Below are 23,013 nucleotides of genomic sequence, written 5' to 3' on the forward strand. Positions count from 1 at the left end.
TAGCTGTACAATCTTCTCGGACATGGTTTGCTGTCTCCTTTCGAATGGTGGTGTCGCAACTTCATTCTACCAGAGATCTGCAAACCATGTCTTTTTTTGTTTTTGCGAAACTTATTCTACCTGACCAGTAAAAAAGAACGGAGTTGGTAAATTAAGGCGATAAGGTGCAATAAGTTTCGCAAATCAAAAAGAGGATAAAAAGAGACAGGGGGTGCAGAACTCTAGTAGAATGAAGTCGCGACACCACCATTCGAAAGGAGACAGCAAACCTTGTCTGAGAAGATCGCACAGCTAAACAAGGGTAGAAGGGAAGAGGGGAGGTACTCCCTGTCCGGGCGACTTCAGTGCAGGATATAGACCGAATTCCTAGATTTCGGCAATTATATGGGGGAAAAGAAATGATCTATAATCTGTTACGACGTATAGCAGTAACATTTTCTCATTGAATTTCATTTAGCTCTCCATGGCTTTCATAAGCCTTGTTACATCGTCGGTTGCCATCAAGCTGCTCATTAAGCAAGCTCCGCTGGCTCCTGCGCTACGCACCAAAGCAATGTTATAGGGATAGATTCCACCGATTCCATACACAGGAATATCTACAGCAGCACATACATTCCGCAGGAATTCTAATCCTCTGCCAGGCAGACCTTTTTTACAGTCTGTCTCAAACACATGGCCGGCAGTAATGTACGTACAGCCGAAAGCCTGTGCTTCCAAAGCATCATCCACACTATGACAAGATGCTCCTAAGACGTCGAAATGTGTCCTTTGTTCCTGTGAAAGCTCCCTTAGAAGATGCAGCGGCAGATGGATAGCAGCTGCACGAAGAGACAGAGCAACGGCAGAAAAGCTATGCAGGATACACTTCACATCATATCGACCGCAGATCTCCATGACCGCCGCTGCCAATGTCTCGTATTCTTCCGGTGACATATCTTTCTCACGGAGGATGATTCCTGCAGGATGGCAGGCTGCAATCCGTTCGACCCTTGTCAGAAAGTCTTCCCGGCACAGTTTTCGGTTGGTGATACACAGAATATCAGACATATACATAATCATTCAGCACTGGCTGTAAACCTTCACCCGACATATCCTTGTACATGGTTTCAAAGCTGCGGTCATCGTCAATCTCGAACTGCTCATCGCCCTTAACGGCATCATCTTCTTTGCCGGTGTACTTGCTTTCGTGGTCTCCAATGCCGGTAGAAACGCCAGCGGAAATCTTGGTTGCAGCAATTTTTACAATACCGTTTCTGAACTCCGCACTCTCACGAGAAGAGACGGTAATTCCCACAAATGGTAGGAAGATACGGTAAGCGCAAAGGATTTGACACAACTGCTTTTCGCCTACATCAAGAGGATTGATCTTGTCGTTGTTGATGATCGGGCGCAGTCTCGGGCAGGACAGGGACATTTCCGCATGGGGATATTTGCGCTGCAGATAGTACACATGAAGTGCGCTTGCCAGAGCATCCTTTCTGAAATCGGACAAGCCAAGAAGTGCAGAGAACGCGACACCACGCATACCACCACGGAGTGCTCGCTCCTGGGCATCAAAACGATACGGCCATACACGCTTGTGCCCAAACAAATGGAGTGTTTCGTATTTGTCGGCATCGTAGGTCTCTTGGAACACGGTTACATAGTCAGCGCCGCACTCATGGAGATACTTGTATTCATCGGTGTTCACGGGGTAGATCTCCAGGCCAACCATACGGAAATACTTTCGAGCCAGCTTGACAGCTTCCCCAATATACTGCACATCGCTTTGTGCACGGCTCTCGCCAGTAAGGATTAGAATTTCTTCCATACCGGAGTCAGCAATCACTTTCATTTCATGCTCGATCTGCTCCATAGTCAGTTTCATGCGGTTGATATGGTTGTAGCAGTTGAAGCCGCAGTAAACGCAGTAGTTTTCGCAGTAATTGGCAATGTACAGAGGGGTAAATAAGTAAACAGTATTGCCAAAGTGCTTGCTTGTCTCCATGCGGGCTTTCTGCGCCATTTCTTCCAGAAAAGGTTCCGCGGCAGGAGATAAGAGTGCCTTGAAGTCCTCGACAGAGCAAGTCTCATGGTCGAGGGCAGCACGAACATCACGAGCAGTATAGAAGGAATAATCAAAGGAGTTCATCTGGTACATAACCTGCTGGCAAACATCAGATTCGATGATCTCCATACCCGGCAAATATTCCATGTGATTTTTACGACTGGACGGGTCTGTTTCCAGTTTGTGTTTTTTCTCCAGAGCAGCCGGTGACAGATACTCGGAATCTACAAAAAATTGATTTTCCATAGTCATTCTCCTTCTCCTTAATCACGCAGGAAGCCGGTCAGAGGATCGGAAGCAGAAGCACCCCGGGTCAGCACACGGCCCAGACCGGACAGATATGCCTTTCTGCCTGCTTCGATAGCCTGACGGAAAGCAGATGCCATCAGCGGCAGATCTCCGGCAGTTGCAAGGGCGGTGTTCGCCATAATAGCAGCCGCACCCATTTCCATGGCTTCACAAGCCTGCGAAGGTCTACCAATGCCAGCGTCCACGATAATAGGCAGATCAATCTCATCAATGAGAATCTGAATGAATTCTCTGGTTGCCAAACCCTTGTTAGAGCCGATGGGCGAAGCCAAAGGCATAATGGTAGCCGCTCCTGCATTCGCCATATCACGGGCGGCGTTCAGATCAGGATACATATAAGGCATGACAACAAAGCCTTCGTTTGCGAGAATCTCAGTAGCCTTAATGGTTTCCTGGTTGTCGGGCAGCAAATACTTGGTATCACGCATGATCTCTACCTTCACAAAATTACCGCAGCCCAGCTCTCTCGCAAGACGAGCAATACGGACAGCTTCCTCTGCATTTCTTGCACCGGAGGTGTTGGGCAGCAGGGTGATGCCTTCTGGGATGTAGTCCAAAATGTTTTCATGCTCCTTGGTGTTTGCACGGCGAACAGCAAGCGTGATGATTTCTGCACCGGCATCTTTGATTGCAGCTTCAATGAGCTTCATGGAATACTTACCGGAACCCAAAATAAAACGTGAATTAAATTCGTGACCGCCAATGACGAGCTTATCGTTGTTAACCATAATAACTCCTTCTTTCTTATACTTCATATTTGCCTGCGAGGATACGCAGGACGGTATGAGCCTGATGTGCGGCGCAAAGCATAACACGAGGGGCCACTAGTCCAATAGAGTTTGCCACATCGCTGACTTCATCACCGCATAGGTAAAATCGTTTTGTAACTTTTCTTGTTTTAATGGTATTGGGCGTATCTATACCAGCCATGCCGGAAGCCGCAACCAAATAGCACTGGGGTAATTGCTCTAAAACGCCGTTTACAATCATTGCCTTGCACTCTGCATCGTCAAATGCTTCACATACAATATCCGCGTCTTTTAGCAGACGGGCGAAATTTTCCTCTGTGATCTTTGTTGTTACAGCTTGGAGTTCCGTATAGGGGGCAATCTCTAACAGATTTTCCGCAAGAGCATTTGCCTTGTAGGATCCGATTTGATTTGCCTTGTATTGCTGTCGGTGCAGATTGGTTATGTCTACACGGTCAAAATCAATCAGCAGCAGTTTACCGATTCCAGCTCTTGCCAAAGCGACGGCGATATTTGATCCAAGACCGCCAAGGCCGCAAATTGCAACAGTTGCGGAAGAAAACTGTTTATGAAGTGTGGCTCCGTGGCGGGCAATCAAAGCATCCGTCCATTCTTTTTTAGAAGGTATCAATCAACCACCTCCCACAAAGCTGACGATCTCCAAACGATCGCCATCTTTAAGAATGGTATCATCGTACTGAGACTTAAATACGATGTCGCCATTTCGCTCAACTGCGATTCGTTTGGGATCATAGGCGGTTGTTGCCAGATACTCCGACACTGTCTTTCCTGCAACATCGAGTTCCGTGCCATTTACCTTTACCACGATTGCACCTCCAAAATAAAATACGGGAAACCTCCGATTTGGACGTTTCCCGCAATACTCACAAAAATCCCTACGTTGGCATTATCCAAATCAGGTTTATGGGTCGAAGGTTGCACCTTCCTCTCAGCCTGTCATACAAGCTCCCCGCTTTTTTAATTGTAAAATAAAAACAGGAGACAACCCTTTCGGATGCCTCCTGTAAAAAATCCTTGTGTATGACTTCCTACGACGGCATTATCCGCATCAGGTTATAGGGTCGAAGTTCGGTTACTTCCTCTCAGCCTGCAAACACAAGCTCCCCTGTATTTATTCGATTAGATATTGTACACCTTGTTTTATGAAAATACAATAGGCTATCTAAAAAAGCACAGAAAAACACAAATAGTAAGGAAGTAAAAGAGAACACATAATCTATATGTCTTAGAGAAGGGGCAAATTGGCATCATATCAGGTGTCAATTTTTTCTTTTTACACGGAAAGAGAAGACGTAAGGGAGGAAAACGCAAGCGCGGGCAATTCAAATATCTCATCCGTTTTGCATGTGTGGTCATTATATGAGTTTGGACATGTGTGCGTAGACAGAGGACACAAAAATTTTAAAAGTACAATAATAATACTAAAATGGCACAAAAACATATCTGAATTTTCGATAGAAAAGTGTGGTGGGAAGCAGGAAGGAAGAGGATGGCAGAATCAAAATGGAACTGGATAGAAAGCGTATAAAAATTAAATTTTTCTATATTTGTGCCAGCGATTTATTCGTTATTGCAATTTGAGTTTTCGTTCTAAGTCTGCTATCTTAACTTATGGATTTCCTTGCAACTTTAGAAAGAAAGAGGAGTTTTTCATGGCACATATCTGGGGTAAAAGAATTGGTACCACTGGCCTTGCCACGGTGTTGACGCTCTCAATGGCCGCCTGTGGCGGACAGAGCGCCGGGAGCGATCCTTCTGCGGCACCCACACAGGGGGGCTCGGAGGGAGAGAGCACGAAGGTGTTGGAAGTTTGGCTGCCGGCCAAGGCAACCGATGGCAACGATGCGGAGATCTGGGATGAGGTTGTGGCTCCCTTTGAGGAGGAGCACAACGTGGACGTTACCTTCCAGTTTATCTCCTGGAAAGACTATGAGGCCAAGTACAGCTCCGGTATTTCCACAGGGACCGGGCCGGACGTGGGCTATATGTATGTTGAGATGTTCCCCACCTATATCGATGCCGGCGCGGTGGAGGATCTGAGCAACTACCTGACGGAAGAGGATTATGCCACCTATACGACTCTGACGGACAAATACAAAATCTTCGGCAAGTTCTATGGTATCGCCCAGAGCGGTCCCCAGGCGGTCAGCGGCCTGGTCTACAACAAGACCATTCTGGACTCCATCGGGGAAGAGGCCCCTAAGACCTGGGATGATGTGATCCGCATTGCTCAGAAGGCCACCCAGGACACCGATGGCGACGGAAAGATTGACCAGTATGGTGTGGCCCAGGGCTGGGGCCAGACCTTCTATCAGGACCTGAACTGGAACTGGTATAACTTCATTTGGCAGGCCGGCGGCGACATCTTTGACGACGAGGGCAAGTGCATCATCAACAGCGAGCAGGGAATTGCGGCCGCGCAGCTGCTCTATGATCTGAAGAATACCTACAATGCCTTCCCTGAGGACACCATGTCCCTCATCAACAACGAGGCCTTTGACAACTACTTTGTGCCAGGAAATGCGGCCCTGGCCTTCGTGGGCACTTCGGAGAGCACCTTCAACAAGCTGGCTGACGGGGACTTCGAGTACGGCTTTACCTATGACCTCCAGGGCCCCAACGGCGATATGGGCGCCCGTGCCAGTGTAGACCAGATCGTGCTCATGTCCGCCTGTGAGGACAAGGAGCTGGGCTGGGAGCTGGTCAAGTACATGACGGGCCCCGAGGGAGGCGCCAAGTACCGCGAGCTGACCGGAAGCGCGCCCTCCACCGTGGGCGAGGAGGATCACGGCTATGAGGTGACCAAGGAGGCCCTGGCGGCCAGCCTGGATACCTCCATCCGGCCCATCAAGGCCGCCCGCCGTGCCACCGAGGTCTATGACTTCCTGTGGAAGACCCTGCAGGAGATGATGAACGGAAACGTCAGCCCCGAGGACGCCATGAACGAGGTGGCGGAATTCGCCAACAGCCTGGATTACGCTGCTCCGGCCAACTGATCGGCTGGGATTTCTGACAAACAGATTAAAAAACAGGCAAAGCAAGGCGGACGCCTGCTTTGCCTGTTTTTTTGGAAAGGCGGTTTTCTCAATGTATCCTGAAATCTACATGGATATCCTGAACAAATGCAATGCCCGGTGCAAATATTGCCTGACCGGTCAGGCCAATCGGACTGGATACAGCAGCCGGTTTCCGGCCTACTACATGGATGTCCGTACCTTTGACCGTCTGGCCCGGCATATGCTGGACCATCAGATCATGACGCCGGATGCGCTGTTCCACATCTACAACTGGTATGAGCCCACTCTGAACCCCCATCTTGCGGGGATTCTCAATTACATGCGGGAGCATGGGCTGCGGGTGGACATGAGCACCAATGCCGGGCGCTGTATGGATTTCTCTGGACTGGGGGACTGTGGGCATATGGAGAGCATCCTTTTCTCTATGCCGGGCTTCAGCCAGAGTTCCTACGACCGCATTCACGGGTTTGATTTTGAGCAGGTAAAGCAGAACATCCGCACCACCATGAAAGAGCTCCGCCAGAGAGGCTTCAAGGGAGATGCGTATATCAATTTCCACCTCTATCAGTTCAACCTTGGGGAGATCTATGGCGCCAAAGCGTTTGCCGATTCGGTCGGACTGCGTCTCCACTCCATTTTCGCCTACTTCAACGGTTCGGGAGAATTTGAGCCCTACCTGCGCGGTACGCTGAGTGCCGAGGAGATGAAAGACGCCACCCGGGAGATTTTCTTCGGGCATCTCTATGAGCTGGAGAAGCATGCAGAGAAGTACCTGGAACAGTTTGTGGAGCCGGAATCCATCACCCTGAGTGAATTCTGTAATGTCATCCCGGGCCGTGGCTGTAACGATGAGTCGAAGGTGTGCAGCATCTTTGATCTCCACAGCTATGAGGAGGTCAAAGCGGTCTACGACAGTCTGGCCGCAAAGCGGGGCAACGATCCCATTTACCGGCAGATCCATCTCTGGGCCCACAGCTATAAACTCTCCATGAATCATCTCTTTGGAATTCCTGATTAAGGTGGTGCAGTTATGTCAAAGGAGTTGGCATATCCCCGTCGGAAGAAACAGGACTGGAGCTCCTACCTCTACATCCTGCCCATGCTTGCCATTGTGATCTTTTTCTGGATCATTCCCATCCTGATCTCGGTGGTGCTGAGCTTCACGCAGTATAACGCCCTTTCTACCCCTCACTTTAATGGAGTGGAAAACTATAAAGCGCTGTTTGAGGACCGCATTTTCCGTCAGTCCCTCATCAATACGCTGATTTTTGTTATTACGGTGGTACCGGGACAGACCATCCTGGCCTTTTTGACGGCATCCTGGATCGACCGGAAGGGGAAAAACCCCGCCACGCAGTTTGTGCGGTGGGCCATGTTTATTCCAAGCCTGGCCTCTGTGAGCATTGTGGGCATTGTCTGCCGTATCCTGCTCAACAATCCCAGTTCTCCGCTGAACACGCTCTTTTCTCTTTTCGGGCTCAATCCCTCCCTACTGCTGGGCAGTGAGAAGGCCGCCTTTCCCACTCTGATCGTGATCGAGATCCTGATTGGGTCGGGCTACTATATGGTCATCTATCTGGCGGCCCTGTTGGATATTCCCCACAGCTACTATGAGGCGGCCAAGATCGACGGGGCCAGCCAGTTTCAGATCTTCTGGAAGATTACCTTCCCGCTGATGCGGCCCATGACCCTGCTGGTCATCCTGCTGGGGAGCATCTCGGCCTTCCAGAGTTTTGATCTGGTGTACACCATGACGGGAGGTGGACCGGGACGCTCCACGACCATGACGGCAATGGTCTACCTCTATCTGTACAGCTTCAAATACTCCAAGATCGGCTTCGCCATGGCCATCGGCAATGTGCTGATCCTGGTGATCGCTGTGCTCACCATCGTGCAGCGCAGACTGGCTGGCCGGAAAGAAAATATACTGTATTAAGGGGGGAGAGACATGAAAAAAGGATATTCCAAGGTGCTGAGTGCACTGGGGTATGTGTTTTTTGTATCCCTTGCACTCTTGATGCTGCTCCCCTTTGCGTATATGCTGGTCTGCTCCCTTCAGGAGACCTATTCACCCTATCTGATCAGCTTCAATCCGGCGGATTACACGCTGGACAACTTCCGAAAGACCTTTGCCGTGAGTGGCTTTTCCCTCTGGGTGCGCAACAGCATCGTGATCTCCTTAGCCGGTGTACTGCTGACCCTGGCGGTGTGCAGTCTGGGCGCCTTTGCCTTTGCCAAAAAGCATTTCCGGGGAAGCCGGGGACTCATGAACTTCCTTATGATTTCGATGGCCATCCCGTTCACCGCCACGGTGGTTCCCCTCTGGCTGATGATGGGGAAGCTGAAAATGATCGACAACTTTTTCCCGCTGATCGCCCCCATTCCCTCCATGCTGGGACTGCTCCTGATCCGGCAGGCTATCCTGGCCCTGCCCAAGGAGCTCTTTGAGAGCGCCCGGGTGGATGGCTGCCGGGATTTCCGGATCTACTGGAACATTGTCCTGCCGGTCATCCGGCCCATCCTGATCACGGTGGCCATTCTCTATTTTGCCCGGAGCTGGAACAGCTTCCTCTGGCCTCTGATCATCTCCAATACCGACGCCACACGGACCCTCCCGGTGGGACTTGCCTCCATCCAGGGGACCCACACCATCAACTATGGCATCACCATGGCCGGGGCGCTGATGAATTTCCTGCCGCCCTTTTTGGTGTATGTCTTTTTCCAACGCTATTTTATTGCCGGAATTGCCGGAACAGGAATCAAAAACTGACTGTTTGGGAGGTTACACAGATGCAGATACAAACGATGACCTGCCGCTTCTGCGACCGGGAGTGCCATATGGCGGTGTCACTGGATGCCGCCGGCCGGCCAGCGGCCATCCGTCCGGCCCATGAGGAGGGAACCATCTCCTGCCCCACGGGGCTTCATGCCCTGGAGCTTATGAACCATGCACAGCGGGTAAAACACCCCATGCGCCGGGCCGGACCGCGGGGGAGCGGCCAGTGGGAGGAGATCTCCTGGGACGAGGCCTTTGACCTGGCGACCCGGGAGCTTCAAAAGACCCTGGATCAGATGGGACCGGAGGGACTGCTCTTCATCAAGGGCTTCAATAAGCCGTTGCAGAGCGCGGTCTTTGACCGGCTGGCGAATCTGCTGGGGGTACCCAACCGGCTGGGTGCAGGGAACATGTGCCATCAGGCCCAGGCCCAGTCCTTTGTGGACACCTTCGGCTTTCCGGCGGACCGGCGCATCACGGCGGAGACCCGGACGGTGGTGCTCTGGGGCTCTAATCCCAGCAATACCATGCGCTGGGTGCAGCGGGATATTGCCGAGATGAAACGGGCCGGGGGACGTCTGGTGGTGGTGGATCCGCTGCCCACCCGGATGACCGAGCTGGCCGATCTCTGGCTACCCATCCGTCCCGGCACGGACATGGCGCTGGCCCTGGGGTGGATGCGCCTCATTTTGGAGGAGGGCTGGGAGGATGCCGACCTGCTCAGCCGGTGGGCGACCGGCCTGGAGGATATCCGCAAGGCCTGCGCGCCCTATACGCTGGAATATACCGCGGCCCTTACGGGACTTGCGCCCGCGCAGATCCGGCAGGGGGCCGAGTGGTTTGCCTGTGCAAAGCCCGGCATCCTCTTTGGCGGGAATGCGCTGGACCACAACTGGGACAGCTATCAGAAGGGACGCTGCCTAGCCATCCTGCTGGCGCTGACCGGAAATGTGGATGTCCCGGGGGCGGCACTCCATGCGGCGCCTCCTTCCGGCCGCAACCCGATCCGGACGCCCCGGCTGACCTGCGCAGACCGCTTTTCCGCCGCCTGGCGGGAGCGGATGTGGGGCTGGGACCGCGCACTGCTCCCCACCGCCCGGCAGACCAGCGGGCAGGCTATGCTCCAGGGGATCGAGGCAGGGAAGCTCCGGACGGGCTGGGTGGTCGGCGGCGACCCGGTGGTCATGTGGGCGGACAGCCGCCGCACGCAGTTGGTTTTGCAGTCCCTGGACTTTCTGATGGTGCAGGACTTCTTCCTCACGCCCACCGCGCAGATTGCCGATCTGGTGCTCCCAGTGGCCACTTATCTGGAGTATGAAAACCTCTTCTTTGAGGGGGACGGGAGCATCCAGTACCGTCCGGCGCTGGTGTCCGGCTCGGATGCCCGCAGCGATATGGATATCATCAACGAGATGGGAAAGCGGCTGGGACTGGCGGATGCGTTCTGGCCTGACATGGACGGGTTCTGGAACTTCCTGCTGGAGGGGAGCGGAGTCACGCTGGAAGAGCTCCGCACCACCGGACGGCTGGAGGGGGACGGGACCAAGCGGCAGCCCGCACCCCGGGGATACCGGCAGTGCGGATTCCCCACGGCCGATGGAACGATCCACCTCGCCCTTCCGGAGCTGGAGGAGCGAAGCGGCGGAAGCGTGCCCAGGTATCGGTCCCTCCCGGAGCCCGATGAGGCATACCCCGACCGCTGCACGAACTACAAATCTCCCTTCTTTTTCCACTCGGCGGGGCGGCAGATGCCGGGACAGCGTACCCGGCAGCCAGACCCGGTGGCCTATGTGAGTGAAGATGTGGCCGCGCGGGAGGAACTGCGCGAGGGGGACTGGGCCCGGATCACCACACCGACCGGGGAGACCTGTCAGCGGGTGCACATCGGACTGGGTATGCCTGCCGGCACCATTGCCCTGGCCATCGGCTGGTGGGACACGGATGCTGCCGGTGAGCGGGATGTGCTGGCCGGAAACTGCAACAACCTGACGTCGGACCAGACCCTGCTCGGCGGGGAGATCCAGGCGTTTTCCTGCCGCGGCATTCCGTGCAGGGTGACAAAAGAGGAAAGGGTGGACTGAATTTATGTGTCTGGAGCGTACCGATCATCGGAATCCACAGCGCTTTGAGGAGCTCTATCACAATGTGGTTCCCGGCCGTTATACCGAGATCTACATGGATGTGACCAACAAGTGCAACGCCATGTGTAAATACTGCAAAACGGGACAGGCCAATCTCTGCGGCGCGAGCCGGGAGGTGCCGCCCTACTACATGACACGGGCGGAGTTTGAGCGGCTCCACCGCCATCTGCTTGACCACAACATCATCACGCCGGACTGTATCTACCGGATCTACAACTGGTATGAGCCCTCCCTCAATCCCCATCTGCCCGATCTGTTCAACTATATGCACGAGGTCGGGATTCGGCTGGATATGAGCACGAATGCGGGAAAGGCCATTGATTTCTCCCGGGTGGAGTCCTGTGAAAACTGGTATGGTATCCTTTTCTCCATGCCGGGATTCAGCCAGAGCTCCTATGACCGCATCCACGGCTTTGATTTTGAAAAGGTCAAGGCCAACATCCGCGCTACCATGGAGGCCATCCGGGCGCGGGGGTTCCATGGATATGCCATGATCAACTACCATCTCTACCAGTTCAACATCGGCGAGGTCCGCGCGGCAAAGGCTTTTGCCGACGAGCTGGGCCTGGGACTGCACACCATTTACGCCTATTTCAACGGGACTGGGGGGAATGGGGACTATCTCTCCGGGACGATGGACCCGCTCTATCTGCGGGATGCCTCCCGGGATCTGTTCTTCTACCACATTGATGAGCTGATTGCCCACAAGGAGGAATACTTCCGGGAGTTCAATGAGCCGGAATCCATCACCCTGAGCGAATTCTGCAATGTGATTCCCTGCCGGGGCAGCAACGACGACGACCGGATCAAGAGCATCTTTGAGATCACCAGCTATGACGAGCTGCACGGTATTTACGAGGGGATCTTTGCCCAGCGGCGGAAGAATCCCCAGTATGGGAATGCCTGGGTCTGGGGGCACAGCTATAAACGCTCCTGGAACCATCTGTTCGGTTTTGCAGACAACACACTGATCTGAGGAGGAGAGTTCCATGAAGCGAGTAGAGCTGGGACACAGCGGGATCGAGGTCACCGAGCTGGGATACGGCTGCATGATGTTTGGCCCCAAGCTGGAACAGGAAGAGGCCTTTGCACAGCTGGATGCCTATCTGGAGCGGGGCGGCAACCTGTTGGACACGGCCAACATCTACGGACGGCGCAAGATCGACGGCACGGGCCGCGCGGGGAGAAGTGAAGAGATCATCGGAGCGTGGCTCAAGGAGCGGGGATGCCGGGATCAGGTCGTCCTGGCCAGCAAGGTGGGATTTGCATACCCGGGCATCTCCTACGGGACCTCCGCCCGCCAGATCCGGGAGGAGTGTGAAAAATCCCTCCAGCGGCTCCAGACCGACTATCTGGACCTCTATTACCTCCATACCGACGATGAGAATACACCGCTGGAGGAGACACTTTCTGCCATGGATACCCTGGTGCGGGAGGGAAAGGTGCGGGCCATCGGCGCCAGCAACTTCAGCGCCTGGCGGCTGGAGCGCGCCCGTCAGATCTGCCAGGCCAACCACTGGACACAGATCTGCTGCATCCAGCAGCGGTACTCCTATCTGCGCCCGAAACAGGACGCGGCGTTTCCCGGCCAGAAGTATGTGGTGGAGGACCTGCGGGAATATATCCGGGATACGGGGATCACACTGCTGGCCTACTGCCCTCTGCTGAAGGGCGCCTATGTCAATCCGGAGAAGCCCTTCATGGCCCAGTATGTTGGAGCAGATGCCCAGGCACGTCTGGCGGCGCTGGATCAGGTGGCCAGAGAGACGGGGTACAGCAAGGTTCAGATCGTCTACTACTGGCTCATGCACCAGGATCCGGCCGCCATTCCGCTGGTCACCACCACAAATATGGCCCAGTTTGAAGAGGCAATGGGGACCCTGAAGATCCAGCTCAGCAAGGAGCAGCTGGACTTTCTCTCTGCGGCTGGAGAGGGAAATGTGGGCGGCGCGGCGAAGTAAGCGCTGGGAGTGTGACACAGGTTTTGATGTAAAAGATGAGCCATTTGTCTCTTCCATTTTTAGCTGGAACGCGTTCATAATTGGAAAAGTGGATATAGTGGTCAATCATCTTTCTATGATAAGGCCCCCTGGTGTAGGAAAATAGACTACATCAGGGGGCCTTTGTGTCACTGCTTCCCGAGTGAGGAGCGACGTTGGTTCGGGAGGGATACCGTAGCCACAAGTTATTTCAATCCACGCTCCCCGAGTGGGGAGCGACAGGTGGTTGCGCCCCCGCTCAGTGACCGCCGTGAGATTTCAATCCACGCTCCCCGTGTGGGGAGCGACGAGACGCCGTACAGGTCAGCCAGGGCCAGCAGAATTTCAATCCACGCTCCCCGTGTGGGGAGCGACCGCACGGCATCTGGTCATCCCAGTACACTTTCCAATTTCAATCCACGCTCCCCGTGTGGGGAGCGACATGTGGTTAAAGTAATGCCGTCTTTAATTTTCCAATTTCAATCCACGCTCCCCGTGTGGGGAGCGACCAAGGTGCACCACCCGGCAGGGGCCGGACGGCTGATTTCAATCCACGCTCCCCGTGTGGGGAGCGACGGTCCAGATACCGCAGGAAGCGCTCCGGGTCCAGTCGATTTCAATCCACGCTCCCCGTGTGGGGAGCGACGGACCGAAACGGGCAGTATGTTGCCCCTGGTCTATTTCAATCCACGCTCCCCGTGTGGGGAGCGACCGCACGGCATCTGGTCATCCCAGTACACTTTCCAATTTCAATCCACGCTCCCCGTGTGGGGAGCGACTCCGCCCGCCCCGGAGGTCACGAGGGCAAGGAGGAATTTCAATCCACGCTCCCCGTGTGGGGAGCGACGCGGCTGGCGGCAAAGCAGGGGGACCCCGAGGCATTTCAATCCACGCTCCCCGTGTGGGGAGCGACACAAGGGGCGTCCCACCCTCCGCTGGGGGTGCTGTATTTCAATCCACGCTCCCCGTGTGGGGAGCGACGGGGGACGCCCGGAGGACGACTCCGGAGGCGTGATTTCAATCCACGCTCCCCGTGTGGGGAGCGACCCGACGACCCTGACCTACTGCCGCGATTTTGCCCATTTCAATCCACGCTCCCCGTGTGGGGAGCGACTGCGGAAGTTGTTGAAAACTGCGCTCCTTGCCTATTTCAATCCACGCTCCCCGTGTGGGGAGCGACGCACAAGGACATTTTGCCGCAAATTGTAGCCGTCAATTTCAATCCACGCTCCCCGTGTGGGGAGCGACTGCTGTACGTCGCGGAGAGGATTTAGCCGGATCATCCATTTCAATCCACGCTCCCCGTGTGGGGAGCGACCCATGTCAGACGCCAAGTATTATCATACAGGCGATTTCAATCCACGCTCCCCGTGTGGGGAGCGACAGCAGATATGTACAAATACACACCTGTAAACTTATAGAACTTAGATAAAATTTAGCGTATCTGAGTAAGTTTTGTCAGACGACACTGCTTCCGCGCTGCAAGAAAGGGCTCTATTCCAGTGCGAACCTCCAGGGGAATATGTGACTGCTGTCTCTTCGCACCATTATAGAATCAACGGCTCTTCCGGGAGATAAGAGGATTTACAGCCAAAGTGCTCAATTTTGTTTTCATATTGTTTCCCAAGATAATAAAAGCGCAGACTGTCTTTTTCCTGATCAATAATGGAAAGCAGCTTTGCCTGCAGCAGTTTGCATTGGGCCGAATCCAGCAGGCATTCAAATACCGAGCATTGGACCTGCTGCCCATAGTTGACACATTGCCTGGCAATTTGGCGCAGACGCCTGCGTCCGGCGGCATCTGCTGTATTGACATCGTATGTGATCAGTACCAGCATAGCATCCTCACTTCCACAAAAAGGGTGGATAGGCCTTCAGGTCACCTCTGAGATATCGAGTCAAAAGAAGTGCCTGAAGGTAAGGCACCAATCCCCACGGCACTTTCTCTCCCAGAAAAGGATGAGTCAGGCTATCTTTTTTGCGCGCCTGCCAACGTTGGAGAAAAGTACGTCGTCCACTCTCGTTGAGCAGTACACTACCATTTTCGTGATAGATAAAATCTGATTTCTGAAAGACGCGGTTGTTGATGCAGGTCAAAACAAAACGGTCTGCGATACAGGGGCGAAATTCTTCCATCAGATCCAGTGCCAGGGAACTGCGGCCCGGCCGGTCGCGGTGGAGAAAGCCCACGTAAGAGTCCAGTCCCACGCTCTCCAAAGCCCAGGTGCAGTCATGGGACAGCAGGCTGTAGGCAAAGGAAAGTAGGGCATTTACCGGATCCAGAGGCGGTCGGCGGCTACGGGTCTCAAAGCGAAACACAGAACGGTCCCCTAGGATCAGTTGATCGAATACACCAAAATAGGCGGTGGCCCCGGCCCCCTCCAGCCCGCGCAGGCTGTCCAGCTCTGTCACCTGCAAAAGTTGGGGCAGCATGGCTTTCAGCTGGCCGGACACCTCCCCGAGCCGCTGGTCATCTACGCGGAGTCCGTGGTCCCGGCGGGTGCGTTCGATGCTCCAGCGGGCGTTGTGGACCTTTCCGAACACCATTGATCGGGCGATAGTGCAGCTCTGCGCTGGGTCGTCTGCCGCTCGGTACTGGGTTCGGCGTAGCAGTACATTCCCGTTGGCTTCACCGGTGACTCGGGCCAAGAATTTCCCCCGGGGCGTACAGAAGGACAGGGAGATCCCGCGCTGGGCACAGGCTCCCATTAGGGCGGGAGAAGCACCGGGATAGGAAAACGTGAGAATGGCAGACAGGGTGTGAAGGGGGTAGCGGGCCACAGGGCTCTTTTCCCGACTGGCCACCACATTCTCCCCATCTAGAGAGAGGTAGATGTCCTCTGAGGTCACAAACAAGGTGTTGAGCAGATGTCTCATGGTTCCACCTCCATGGCCTGACGTAAATAGGTGTCCACATCGTTCCCCTTCAGTAGTGCGGGCAGGCAGAGTTCCTGGAGGGAACAGGCATTGCAGGACTTGGAACGCCGTACTTTAGGGGTATGTCCCCGACGGTAGAGCTGGTGCATCTCCTCCAACATCGTCTGCACTTCTTCCCGCAGCTCTGCGGAAAAGGGCACTAACGTCCGCCGCCGGGTTTCGCCATAGAAAAGGGCTCCTTCCGGAACGGCACAGCAGAGCATCTCCTCCAGGCACATGGCCTGGGCGCACAGCTGTAGTTCGTCGGCCCGGTGGGATTTGGGTGTGCCTCGCTTGTACTCTATAGGAAAGGGAACCCACAAGCCATATTCCCCGCGGAGAGGGACCCCGCTAATATCTGTGCGGAACTCCACCACATCACACTTTCCAGAGATTCCTAGGGTGGGGGAGGCCACCGGCAACCCGCGCAGGATGAGGATATCTCCTCGGCGCTCCCGTGACTGCTCATCATGGGCCCGGCGGTGAAACAAATCGCCCTCTACCGTGCGCAGATTTTCTCTCCACTGCTGCTCAACATGGATCAGTGCCCACTGGCGTCGGCAGAAGGCAAAGTGCTGCAAACCGGACAGCTGGAGGAAGTCCTCCTCGGTGTAGATCACCCCATGCGCTGACAGGTGATGCCGGCCGGCAGGGCGGCCTCATCCACGGAGATGGTATAGTCCTGATAGGAACGGGCGGGGGAGGGGTCATCCGGAATTTTGCGGGTAACTGTCACCGTATCAAAGAGCTTCCAGGCAGGAGCACAGCCCAGTTCGCTGTCGTGCTTAAAGACGATCAGTTCCCGCACTGCCATCTTGCCACGAGCAGCAGAGTGATCATGCTCAAACATATTGAGAATTGCATCCCATAGCAGAGACAGGTCCTCCTCGGAGAAACCGGTGGTCTTGCGGGCCAGATTGGCAGAGATATAGCCCTCACAGCGGTAAAGACCATATGGGACGATGTACTTCCGGCCCATTTCAGTCCCTTTTTTCTCGGCATCAGCTTCTGTGGTAATGGCTACACGAGTGATGGTGACTTCCTGAGGTACCACGGGCTCCACACTGCGGGCAAAACCCAGCTGTACCGGGCCGCGCACCTGACCGCAGTTCAAGGCTGCTTTTACGAAGGTAGTCATTACTGCGCCAAAGGTACGGATATCATAGAAGTTAGCGCACATCCAATCTCGGATCTTCCGGTCCAAATCGGGGTCAGCCTTCTTTTTCTCCTTCACATTTTTTTCCGTGATATCCAACTCGGTGTAAGCCTCTCCATCGCTGCGGTTCAGGGGCACACCGTCCTTTACATAGATGCGGTAACCAGTGGCATCCTCCTTCACCGTCTCCACATAATTGCGGATTTTTCGCTTGAGACACACATCGGTCACGATGCCCAGACCAGTTTCCGGGTCCACACGGGGCATATTACCGGCATCGGGATCGCCGTTAGGGTTGCCGTTTTCTACATCGAAGAGGATAACGAATTCATAGCGGTTTTTGATGGGCTCAGACATATTACTTTTCCTCCTTTTTTTCAAAGCGGCTCTGGGTCTGATGGTAATATCCCAGCTGGAAGGAACCCTGCTGGGGCAGATTCAAGCGCGGAGGGTAGACTTCTCCGAGTTTGGAGAGCAGAGCGGTGATTTGTTTATCGTAATAAGTACGTAGGCCTGCATCCAACTTCTTCAGATGTTTCTGCGCCAGATTCAGCAGGATTGGGAACACAATGGCGGGGGTAGCGGAGGCAGAATTGAAGTACTTGTCCTTGATAGTGGTGTTGATGCCAGGATTGGCGCTGGACTGGACGGCTTCCAGTATGGAGAAGAGCCGTCCCAGGTTATAGGGAACATTGGTACTGTCTGGATTGAGCGACACAGTCAAAACCTCCTTTGGGACATCTGGATGTATATTTTTTAGGTAGTAAGCCTTGAGAATGGCGGCTCGGCCACGAGTTACGCGGTGCTCTGCTCGGATACGTAGTGCCACGCCGTTGAGCAGGGTGGCCGGATAATGAGTATTGGTAAGGACAGAGCGCAGTACCTCGCCAGCCATATTGGGGGCCGGGCTCTTGTCGCGGCTGTTCTGATTGACAGTCTCGTCCAGCAGCTTCCACATGGGGAGTGTGTCAAATTTATCATAGGTGGGCTTGGTGATTTCCAACCGTTGCTGGTGAGCCTGGGCATTGCGGAGGAAGGCCCCAAAGCTGTTGCGCAGGAAAAAGCGTACCGAGAGCCGGGCGGCATTGGGGGAGAGCCCTAAGATATAGAATTCCATGTCGGGGTCCAGCCGTGTCTCGTCCAGGTCTACCGCCATACCATTGCACAGATTGTTCAGCGCCCCCTGTAAATCGGTCAGCGTGTAAGATGGCTCTGCTCCAAAAAGGGCCCAGCCCATCAGATTCTGATAGACATCCCCACCACATTTGGCCCAGCAGACCACCGTGGTATCTCCCATTCGGTAGACGTGTTCCCGATCAGAGAGCAGGTGATTGAGGGCAGTGGTGTAGGCAAAAGCAGCGTATTTGCTGGTAGGAGCATTATAATTTTGCTCCTTACCATAGGAACAAAAGGCAGGAGCGTTGAAAGACACCAGGGCTGCTCCACTGGACTGGGCGCCCTGTACGTTTTTAATGGAGGGGTGGACGCTCTCTACTGCTCCGCGGTTTCCTGTGACCAAGCAGACCATCTGAGGACCATCCTCTTCCGTCTGATAGTGATCGTCCCAAGCCTGCCGGACTGGCATATTTTGATGAACAAAGGCCCCATCAAAGCGAAATACAAGATTGCCTCCGGCCATAAGCTCTTCCCAGCAGACGGACAATGCAGGGTGACTGGCGGCTTGCTCCGGTTGCCATGTCCGGAAAAAGGCAAGCACAGCTTGGGCTGCGGGGCTATCTACTCCTTCCAACAGCTCCTCGTGGAGCTTCTTACACGCCTGAAAACACTCCAAAGTTCGCTGAGGCTTTCCCTTATTGTCCACGCCCAGCAGATAACTGGAATTATCACAGAGGAAATTAGCGGCAACTCCACTCGAACGTTTTACTGGAGCCGGAAGCATCATGGGCCGAGGTGCCAGTACGGTCTTTCTCCCCTTGGTTTGCTCGGTCTGGACGGAGACCACCTGTTCCAGCGTCCCGTCTGCTCCAATGCACAGAGCAAAAGAGACTTTGACCTCGCTCCAGCCGGGCGGAGAGATCTTGCCGCTGTCAGCCAGCATGCGATAGTATTCTGTCAGCGCCTGTAGGATCATCGGCGCACCTCCTCGCTGTCCCAAGGGGGAATCTCCAATACTCCATCCCGCAGCACTCCCCGGAAAAAGAGGGGGGTGATATTCTCCGGGTCAGCATAGTCCATGTCATAGAGCATCCAGCCCAGATCTCGCTCTCCCTTCAAAGCATCGGGACAGGGAGGGATTTTCTTACACATACGGAATTGAGCAGGAAACTCCCGGCAGCCGAAGCAGGGCTGGTGGTAAAACTGTCCCTTCTGGATCCGTCGTTTTACGATGTCCTGGAATTTTCCTGGATTATCTCCCGGTACAGCCTTTTCTGTCATCTCAAAATGGGCTTCGATTACGTAGCGGACTTCCCGCAGCAGTAAGGCGGCTCGTTGCTGGATTTCCTGCGAGGTACCGAGGTACAGCTCTCCCTTCCCACGCTCCATCACTGTGCGGGCGGTGCGAGCGGAGATGGTAGATTTCACCTCATTGCGCCGCAGATTGGTAAAACGGATGGGGGTACAGACGTGAATGCGGTCAATGTACCAACGCATACCCGGGTGCCAATAGATGGCCTCAATCAAACCCCGGGCAGCCGAGGGAGTCATCACGTCATAGCTTACCCGTTCTACCTTCATTTCCGGGCGGGTAAAGAGGGCGTAGTCTCCCCAGACCTCCAGCTTGATGGACATAGGCGTCACTCCTTTCAGAGTTTTATCTTGCTCTGGTTTCAATATAGCACGCGCTAACATATAAGTCAATATTATCTTTTCTAAATCAATAAAATAGAATATGGTGATTTGCAAACAAAGAAGCTTCTGTGGTATACTGGGTACGTCGCAGAGATGCGTGGATTGAAATATTGATTTAGAGAAGATCCGGCCAGGGCGGTGGGGAAGTGTTTTTCTTCCCCACCGCTTTCTACCTAGATAAACAAGCCCTTTCCACTGTCAGCCTCCAGTGAGAGACCTGTAGTATCAGAGTACAGAGCAGGATTGCGCAGAATGGCGGCCCCGTTTTCCAGCACCTCCAGATCTCCCGCTGCCTCCAGGGCAGCAAAGTGCTGTTCGTAGACAGATACCCCATATTGTCCTAGTTTTCGGAACAGCTCTCGTCCACCCCCGCCGGTGCGCAGCTGCTCCACAAGATTTGCGCCTTCTTCCCACGGAATATAGACCGTCCGGGTGGGACTGTCGATGAGATGGAACCGCTCCGCTACTTTGCGGAAGGGAAAAAACTCAGATTGAATCAGCGGCAAAATCCGCTCTTTGTCCTGCGCGTCGCATCCCTTCAGATCTAGAAGTTCAGAAAAATAGGTGTGGATGGCTTCCGGGGAGGCGATATCGGCATAGCGGGCCATGGCCGCCTTTCCTGCTCCGATAGCGGTAGAGAAGAGGGGAGGGGCTTTTTCCTCCCCTTTAAAAATGTGGACTACACTCTCCTCAGCAGACCGCCTGCCCTCCCGGTTGCACCGTCCGGCGGCCTGCAAAATAGAGTCCAAACCGGCTATTTCCCGGAATACTGCCGGGAAATCAACATCCACACCCGCCTCGATCAGGGAGGTAGACACAACACGACAGGGAAGGCCCTCCTTCAATCGGCGGCGGATCTCCCTCAGTTGTACTTTCCGGTGGCTGGGACACATGAGGGTGGACAGATGGAAACTGCCTGCTCTGTCCAGCTGCCCATAGATCTCCTGTGCCGCTTTCCGGGTATTGACAATGCACAGGACTTGGTCGTGGGCGTTAAGCTGTGCGGTCAGTTCGTCCCAGGTCAGGCAGCCTGTCTGCCGGAAGGTCACTCGGCGGAATAGATCCCACTGGCAGGTATCGGGCGGACACAGCTCCTGCACCGGAACCTGAGGGAGAAATTCTCGGAAGATCGGCTTCAGCGCAGGCTGCGTCGCTGTGCAGAGAACTGCGGAGATGCCGTAACGCTTCACCAGCTGGGAAATAGCCCAGACACAGGGACGAAGATAGGGGATAGGCAGCATCTGGGCCTCATCAAAAATGACTACGCTGCCGGCTATGTTGTGGAGCTTGCGGCATTGAGAGGAGCGGCAGGCATACAGAGATTCAAAAAACTGTACTGCTGTGGTCACCACTACCGGTATGTCCCAGTTTTCTGTGGCTTTGGCCAGGGAAATGGTGTGGGGATCAGCCGCCCTGTCCAGATCGTAGAGTACGTTGGAGTGGTGCTCCAGTACGTTTTCCACACCTAGGATCTCCCGGAATACCTCCGCTGTCTGCTCAATGATGGAGGTGTAGGGGATCACATAGATCACTCGCTTCAGACCGTGCTGTTTGGCATGGGTCAGAGCGAAAGCCAGGGAGGCCACGGTTTTCCCTCCGCCAGTTGGCACGGTTAGGGAAAACAGCCCCGGCGCTCGCGTTTCTCCCTCCTGAATGCATTGCTCCAGGATCTTACAGCGCTGGCGGTTCAGCTCCCCTTCGGGCGGAAACCAGCCTGATATGTAGTCCTGGAGCTTGTTCCACAGCTGTTCTATGGAAGTCTGGTATCTCTCCCGACTCTGCCCCTCCATAAAGGCCTCTGTGTCCAAAAAGTCGGCATCTACCAGACAAGAGTACAGCATCCGGGTAAAAAATACCCATTCCGATCCTGAACGTTCCGTAAAATCTGGCACCTCGGTTTTAGGGAGCATGACCTCCTGCATCCAAGCTTCATAGGGTTCCAAAAGACCCCACTCTTTCCGCTTGATGCGGCCCCACAGTGTGGTCTGGTCCGGCCCGTCTGTCTGGCTGCCGCCGTCCGGCAGTCCACCATGGTGGCCGGCCACTGCAAAAGCAGCAAAAGGCTGTCCGCGCCCCCAGCATTCTACCGCACCAGCTGTAGAATGGTCTACTCGTATAGGGAGACCTCTTAAACGCTTTTGAAAGGAATCAGAGTATTTCCCAATATCATGAGCCAGCCCGGCTAATTCTGCCTGTTCGTCTCCTGAAAAAGGGTGGGCAAACGATTTTGCCAGAAGTGCGACATTCTGTAAGTGCGCAAGAACGGTTTGTGATCGTTCGTCATCAGAAATATGGGCGATACAGGGGGAGCTTTCCATAAAGCATTCTCCTTTTAAACATTTATTCAGTTACAGATTATCACCGAATGAGTCCAATAAACTGGACTGTTTTATATGTGGCATCTTGTCAAGCAGACAGAGGTTTAGAAAACCAGCTATCGTGCTGTCCCAAAACACATCTATAGGGGTTGTTTTTGGAATAAGCAGTATGTGTTCGTGGTTGATAATATGGTAGGAAGCCAGATTTTTACCCGTCGATAGCCATAAGCAAGTATTAGGGCCTTATTGGTCAATGTTAGCGCACTTTATTTGTAAATTCAATTGAATTTCACAAAAAAGGGAGTAGGGGGTCTCTTTTATTATGAGGCACAGTACAGGACATCGAAGAGAAGTTCCTGTCCATGTATGTTAAAGGGATGACTTCCGGCTATATTGAGAGGTATATCCAGAACATCTACGGTATTTCTGTCTTCGACAGCACAGTCCAGCCGGATCACCGGTCAGCCTCATTTTTTCCCTTATTTTTCCCTTATGGGACTGGATAGGGGAGTAGGGAAGGGGGTAAATTGGTACCGTATCAGGTGCTGAATTTTGACTTTTTACACGGAAAGGGAAGACATAAAGCAGGAAAAAAGGAGGAGAATGTAAGCGCGAGTAATTCAAATCCCTCCTTCTGCGCCGAACAAAAGGTAGTGTCAAGAGTTTTGCGCAAATTGGTTTACAGCCCCTGGCATGAATGAAGTTAGCCAGCAATGGAGGCATCCTCAAAGGCTGCTTCCAGGTGCTTCATATTCATGTATTTCTTGTTGCCC

General features: G+C 54.0%; 19 protein-coding genes, 1 CRISPR repeat array and 2 riboswitches. Of the genes, 7 read left to right on the top strand and 12 right to left on the bottom strand.

Features of this window, described 5'->3' with window-relative positions; translation table 11 throughout:
• Positions 1-453 precede the first annotated feature (453 nt).
• The 5 genes from INF37_RS15265 to thiS are packed head-to-tail and all read right to left on the bottom strand — an operon-like array spanning position 454 to position 3,931.
• Positions 454-1,047 (bottom strand): thiamine phosphate synthase, encoded by a 594-nt coding sequence (locus tag INF37_RS15265; protein WP_193539350.1) that lies wholly within the window; start codon positions 1,045-1,047, stop codon positions 454-456.
• On the bottom strand, positions 1,040-2,293 hold the full coding sequence (gene thiH, locus INF37_RS15270; RefSeq protein WP_193539352.1) for a 2-iminoacetate synthase ThiH: 1,254 nt from the start codon (positions 2,291-2,293) through the stop codon (positions 1,040-1,042). The genes INF37_RS15265 and thiH overlap by 8 nt, the downstream gene beginning before the upstream one ends.
• A 17-nt stretch (positions 2,294-2,310) precedes the next feature.
• Positions 2,311-3,084 carry a thiazole synthase gene (locus tag INF37_RS15275; protein WP_101693235.1) on the bottom strand — a complete coding sequence of 258 codons (774 nt, stop codon included), beginning with the start codon at positions 3,082-3,084 and terminating at the stop codon, positions 2,311-2,313.
• Between the two features lie 16 nt (positions 3,085-3,100).
• Complete coding sequence (thiF, locus tag INF37_RS15280; RefSeq protein ID WP_193539354.1) at positions 3,101-3,736, bottom strand: thiamine biosynthesis protein ThiF; 636 nt, start codon at positions 3,734-3,736, stop codon at positions 3,101-3,103.
• Entirely contained in the window at positions 3,737-3,931 is a 195-nt protein-coding gene (gene thiS, locus INF37_RS15285; RefSeq protein WP_193539356.1) for a sulfur carrier protein ThiS, read from the bottom strand. It lies immediately after the preceding gene.
• Positions 3,932-3,981: 50 nt separating this feature from the next.
• Positions 3,982-4,088: riboswitch (TPP riboswitch) on the bottom strand.
• Between the two features lie 46 nt (positions 4,089-4,134).
• A riboswitch (TPP riboswitch) is annotated at positions 4,135-4,243 on the bottom strand.
• Between the two features lie 535 nt (positions 4,244-4,778).
• Here thiS and INF37_RS15290 point away from each other — a divergent pair.
• From INF37_RS15290 to INF37_RS15320, 7 genes are all read left to right on the top strand, one after another.
• Entirely contained in the window at positions 4,779-6,122 is a 1,344-nt protein-coding gene (locus INF37_RS15290) for an ABC transporter substrate-binding protein (RefSeq protein WP_193539358.1), read from the top strand.
• 91 nt (positions 6,123-6,213) lie between these two features.
• The gene (locus tag INF37_RS15295; RefSeq protein WP_193539360.1) at positions 6,214-7,161 is read left to right on the top strand and encodes a radical SAM protein; all 948 of its coding nucleotides are present in this window, start codon (positions 6,214-6,216) and stop codon (positions 7,159-7,161) included.
• Positions 7,162-7,173: 12 nt separating this feature from the next.
• Positions 7,174-8,079 carry a carbohydrate ABC transporter permease gene (locus INF37_RS15300; RefSeq protein ID WP_101693230.1) on the top strand — a complete coding sequence of 302 codons (906 nt, stop codon included), beginning with the start codon at positions 7,174-7,176 and terminating at the stop codon, positions 8,077-8,079.
• Positions 8,080-8,091: 12 nt separating this feature from the next.
• Entirely contained in the window at positions 8,092-8,913 is an 822-nt protein-coding gene (locus tag INF37_RS15305; protein ID WP_101693229.1) for a carbohydrate ABC transporter permease, read from the top strand.
• 20 nt (positions 8,914-8,933) lie between these two features.
• Entirely contained in the window at positions 8,934-11,000 is a 2,067-nt protein-coding gene (locus INF37_RS15310; protein ID WP_193539362.1) for a molybdopterin-containing oxidoreductase family protein, read from the top strand.
• Positions 11,001-11,004: 4 nt separating this feature from the next.
• Positions 11,005-12,036, top strand: a complete 1,032-nt coding sequence (locus INF37_RS15315; protein WP_193539364.1) for a radical SAM protein — start codon at positions 11,005-11,007, stop codon at positions 12,034-12,036.
• Between the two features lie 13 nt (positions 12,037-12,049).
• Positions 12,050-13,021 carry an aldo/keto reductase gene (locus tag INF37_RS15320; RefSeq protein ID WP_193539366.1) on the top strand — a complete coding sequence of 324 codons (972 nt, stop codon included), beginning with the start codon at positions 12,050-12,052 and terminating at the stop codon, positions 13,019-13,021.
• 226 nt (positions 13,022-13,247) lie between these two features.
• A CRISPR array of direct repeats spans positions 13,248-14,423; the repeat unit is 33 nt; unit sequence ATTTCAATCCACGCTCCCCGTGTGGGGAGCGAC.
• Positions 14,424-14,586: 163 nt separating this feature from the next.
• On the opposite strand, the gene cas2 is transcribed toward INF37_RS15320, so the two are convergent.
• The 7 genes from cas2 to cas3 all read right to left on the bottom strand — a co-directional run bounded on the left by cas2 (position 14,587) and on the right by cas3 (position 22,240).
• Positions 14,587-14,877, bottom strand: coding sequence for a CRISPR-associated endonuclease Cas2 (cas2, locus tag INF37_RS15325; RefSeq protein ID WP_193539368.1), 291 nt, complete (start codon positions 14,875-14,877; stop codon positions 14,587-14,589).
• 7 nt (positions 14,878-14,884) lie between these two features.
• Positions 14,885-15,916, bottom strand: coding sequence for a type I-C CRISPR-associated endonuclease Cas1c (cas1c, locus tag INF37_RS15330; protein ID WP_193539369.1), 1,032 nt, complete (start codon positions 15,914-15,916; stop codon positions 14,885-14,887).
• Positions 15,913-16,575 carry a CRISPR-associated protein Cas4 gene (cas4, locus tag INF37_RS15335; RefSeq protein WP_193539371.1) on the bottom strand — a complete coding sequence of 221 codons (663 nt, stop codon included), beginning with the start codon at positions 16,573-16,575 and terminating at the stop codon, positions 15,913-15,915. Before cas4 ends, cas1c begins: the two co-directional genes overlap by 4 nt.
• On the bottom strand, positions 16,572-17,468 hold the full coding sequence (gene cas7c / locus INF37_RS15340; RefSeq protein ID WP_193539373.1) for a type I-C CRISPR-associated protein Cas7/Csd2: 897 nt from the start codon (positions 17,466-17,468) through the stop codon (positions 16,572-16,574). Before cas7c ends, cas4 begins: the two co-directional genes overlap by 4 nt.
• 1 nt (position 17,469) lies before the next feature.
• Positions 17,470-19,203, bottom strand: coding sequence for a type I-C CRISPR-associated protein Cas8c/Csd1 (gene cas8c / locus INF37_RS15345; protein ID WP_193539375.1), 1,734 nt, complete (start codon positions 19,201-19,203; stop codon positions 17,470-17,472).
• Positions 19,200-19,862, bottom strand: coding sequence for a type I-C CRISPR-associated protein Cas5c (gene cas5c, locus INF37_RS15350; protein WP_193539377.1), 663 nt, complete (start codon positions 19,860-19,862; stop codon positions 19,200-19,202). The genes cas8c and cas5c overlap by 4 nt, the downstream gene beginning before the upstream one ends.
• Before the next feature lie 233 nt (positions 19,863-20,095).
• A complete protein-coding gene (gene cas3, locus INF37_RS15355; RefSeq protein WP_193539379.1) occupies positions 20,096-22,240 on the bottom strand; it encodes a CRISPR-associated helicase Cas3' in 2,145 nt (714 codons plus the stop codon).
• Positions 22,241-23,013 lie beyond the last annotated feature (773 nt).

It is taken from the genome of Pseudoflavonifractor gallinarum (assembly GCF_014982855.1).
GTDB lineage: Bacteria > Bacillota > Clostridia > Oscillospirales > Oscillospiraceae > Pseudoflavonifractor_A > Pseudoflavonifractor_A gallinarum.

Bases quoted from the DNA above. Each gene is read 5' to 3' on its own strand.
- INF37_RS15265 (WP_193539350.1), bottom strand. From the start codon at position 1,047: ATGTCTGATATTCTGTGTATCACCAACCGAAAACTGTGCCGGGAAGAC.
- thiH (WP_193539352.1), bottom strand. From the start codon at position 2,293: ATGGAAAATCAATTTTTTGTAGATTCCGAGTATCTGTCACCGGCTGCT.
- INF37_RS15275 (WP_101693235.1), bottom strand. From the start codon at position 3,084: ATGGTTAACAACGATAAGCTCGTCATTGGCGGTCACGAATTTAATTCA.
- INF37_RS15290 (WP_193539358.1), top strand. From the start codon at position 4,779: ATGGCACATATCTGGGGTAAAAGAATTGGTACCACTGGCCTTGCCACG.
- INF37_RS15295 (WP_193539360.1), top strand. From the start codon at position 6,214: ATGTATCCTGAAATCTACATGGATATCCTGAACAAATGCAATGCCCGG.
- INF37_RS15300 (WP_101693230.1), top strand. From the start codon at position 7,174: ATGTCAAAGGAGTTGGCATATCCCCGTCGGAAGAAACAGGACTGGAGC.
- INF37_RS15305 (WP_101693229.1), top strand. From the start codon at position 8,092: ATGAAAAAAGGATATTCCAAGGTGCTGAGTGCACTGGGGTATGTGTTT.
- INF37_RS15310 (WP_193539362.1), top strand. From the start codon at position 8,934: ATGCAGATACAAACGATGACCTGCCGCTTCTGCGACCGGGAGTGCCAT.
- INF37_RS15315 (WP_193539364.1), top strand. From the start codon at position 11,005: ATGTGTCTGGAGCGTACCGATCATCGGAATCCACAGCGCTTTGAGGAG.
- INF37_RS15320 (WP_193539366.1), top strand. From the start codon at position 12,050: ATGAAGCGAGTAGAGCTGGGACACAGCGGGATCGAGGTCACCGAGCTG.
- cas2 (WP_193539368.1), bottom strand. From the start codon at position 14,877: ATGCTGGTACTGATCACATACGATGTCAATACAGCAGATGCCGCCGGA.
- cas1c (WP_193539369.1), bottom strand. From the start codon at position 15,916: ATGAGACATCTGCTCAACACCTTGTTTGTGACCTCAGAGGACATCTAC.
- cas7c (WP_193539373.1), bottom strand. From the start codon at position 17,468: ATGTCTGAGCCCATCAAAAACCGCTATGAATTCGTTATCCTCTTCGAT.
- cas8c (WP_193539375.1), bottom strand. From the start codon at position 19,203: ATGATCCTACAGGCGCTGACAGAATACTATCGCATGCTGGCTGACAGC.
- cas5c (WP_193539377.1), bottom strand. From the start codon at position 19,862: ATGTCCATCAAGCTGGAGGTCTGGGGAGACTACGCCCTCTTTACCCGC.
- cas3 (WP_193539379.1), bottom strand. From the start codon at position 22,240: ATGGAAAGCTCCCCCTGTATCGCCCATATTTCTGATGACGAACGATCA.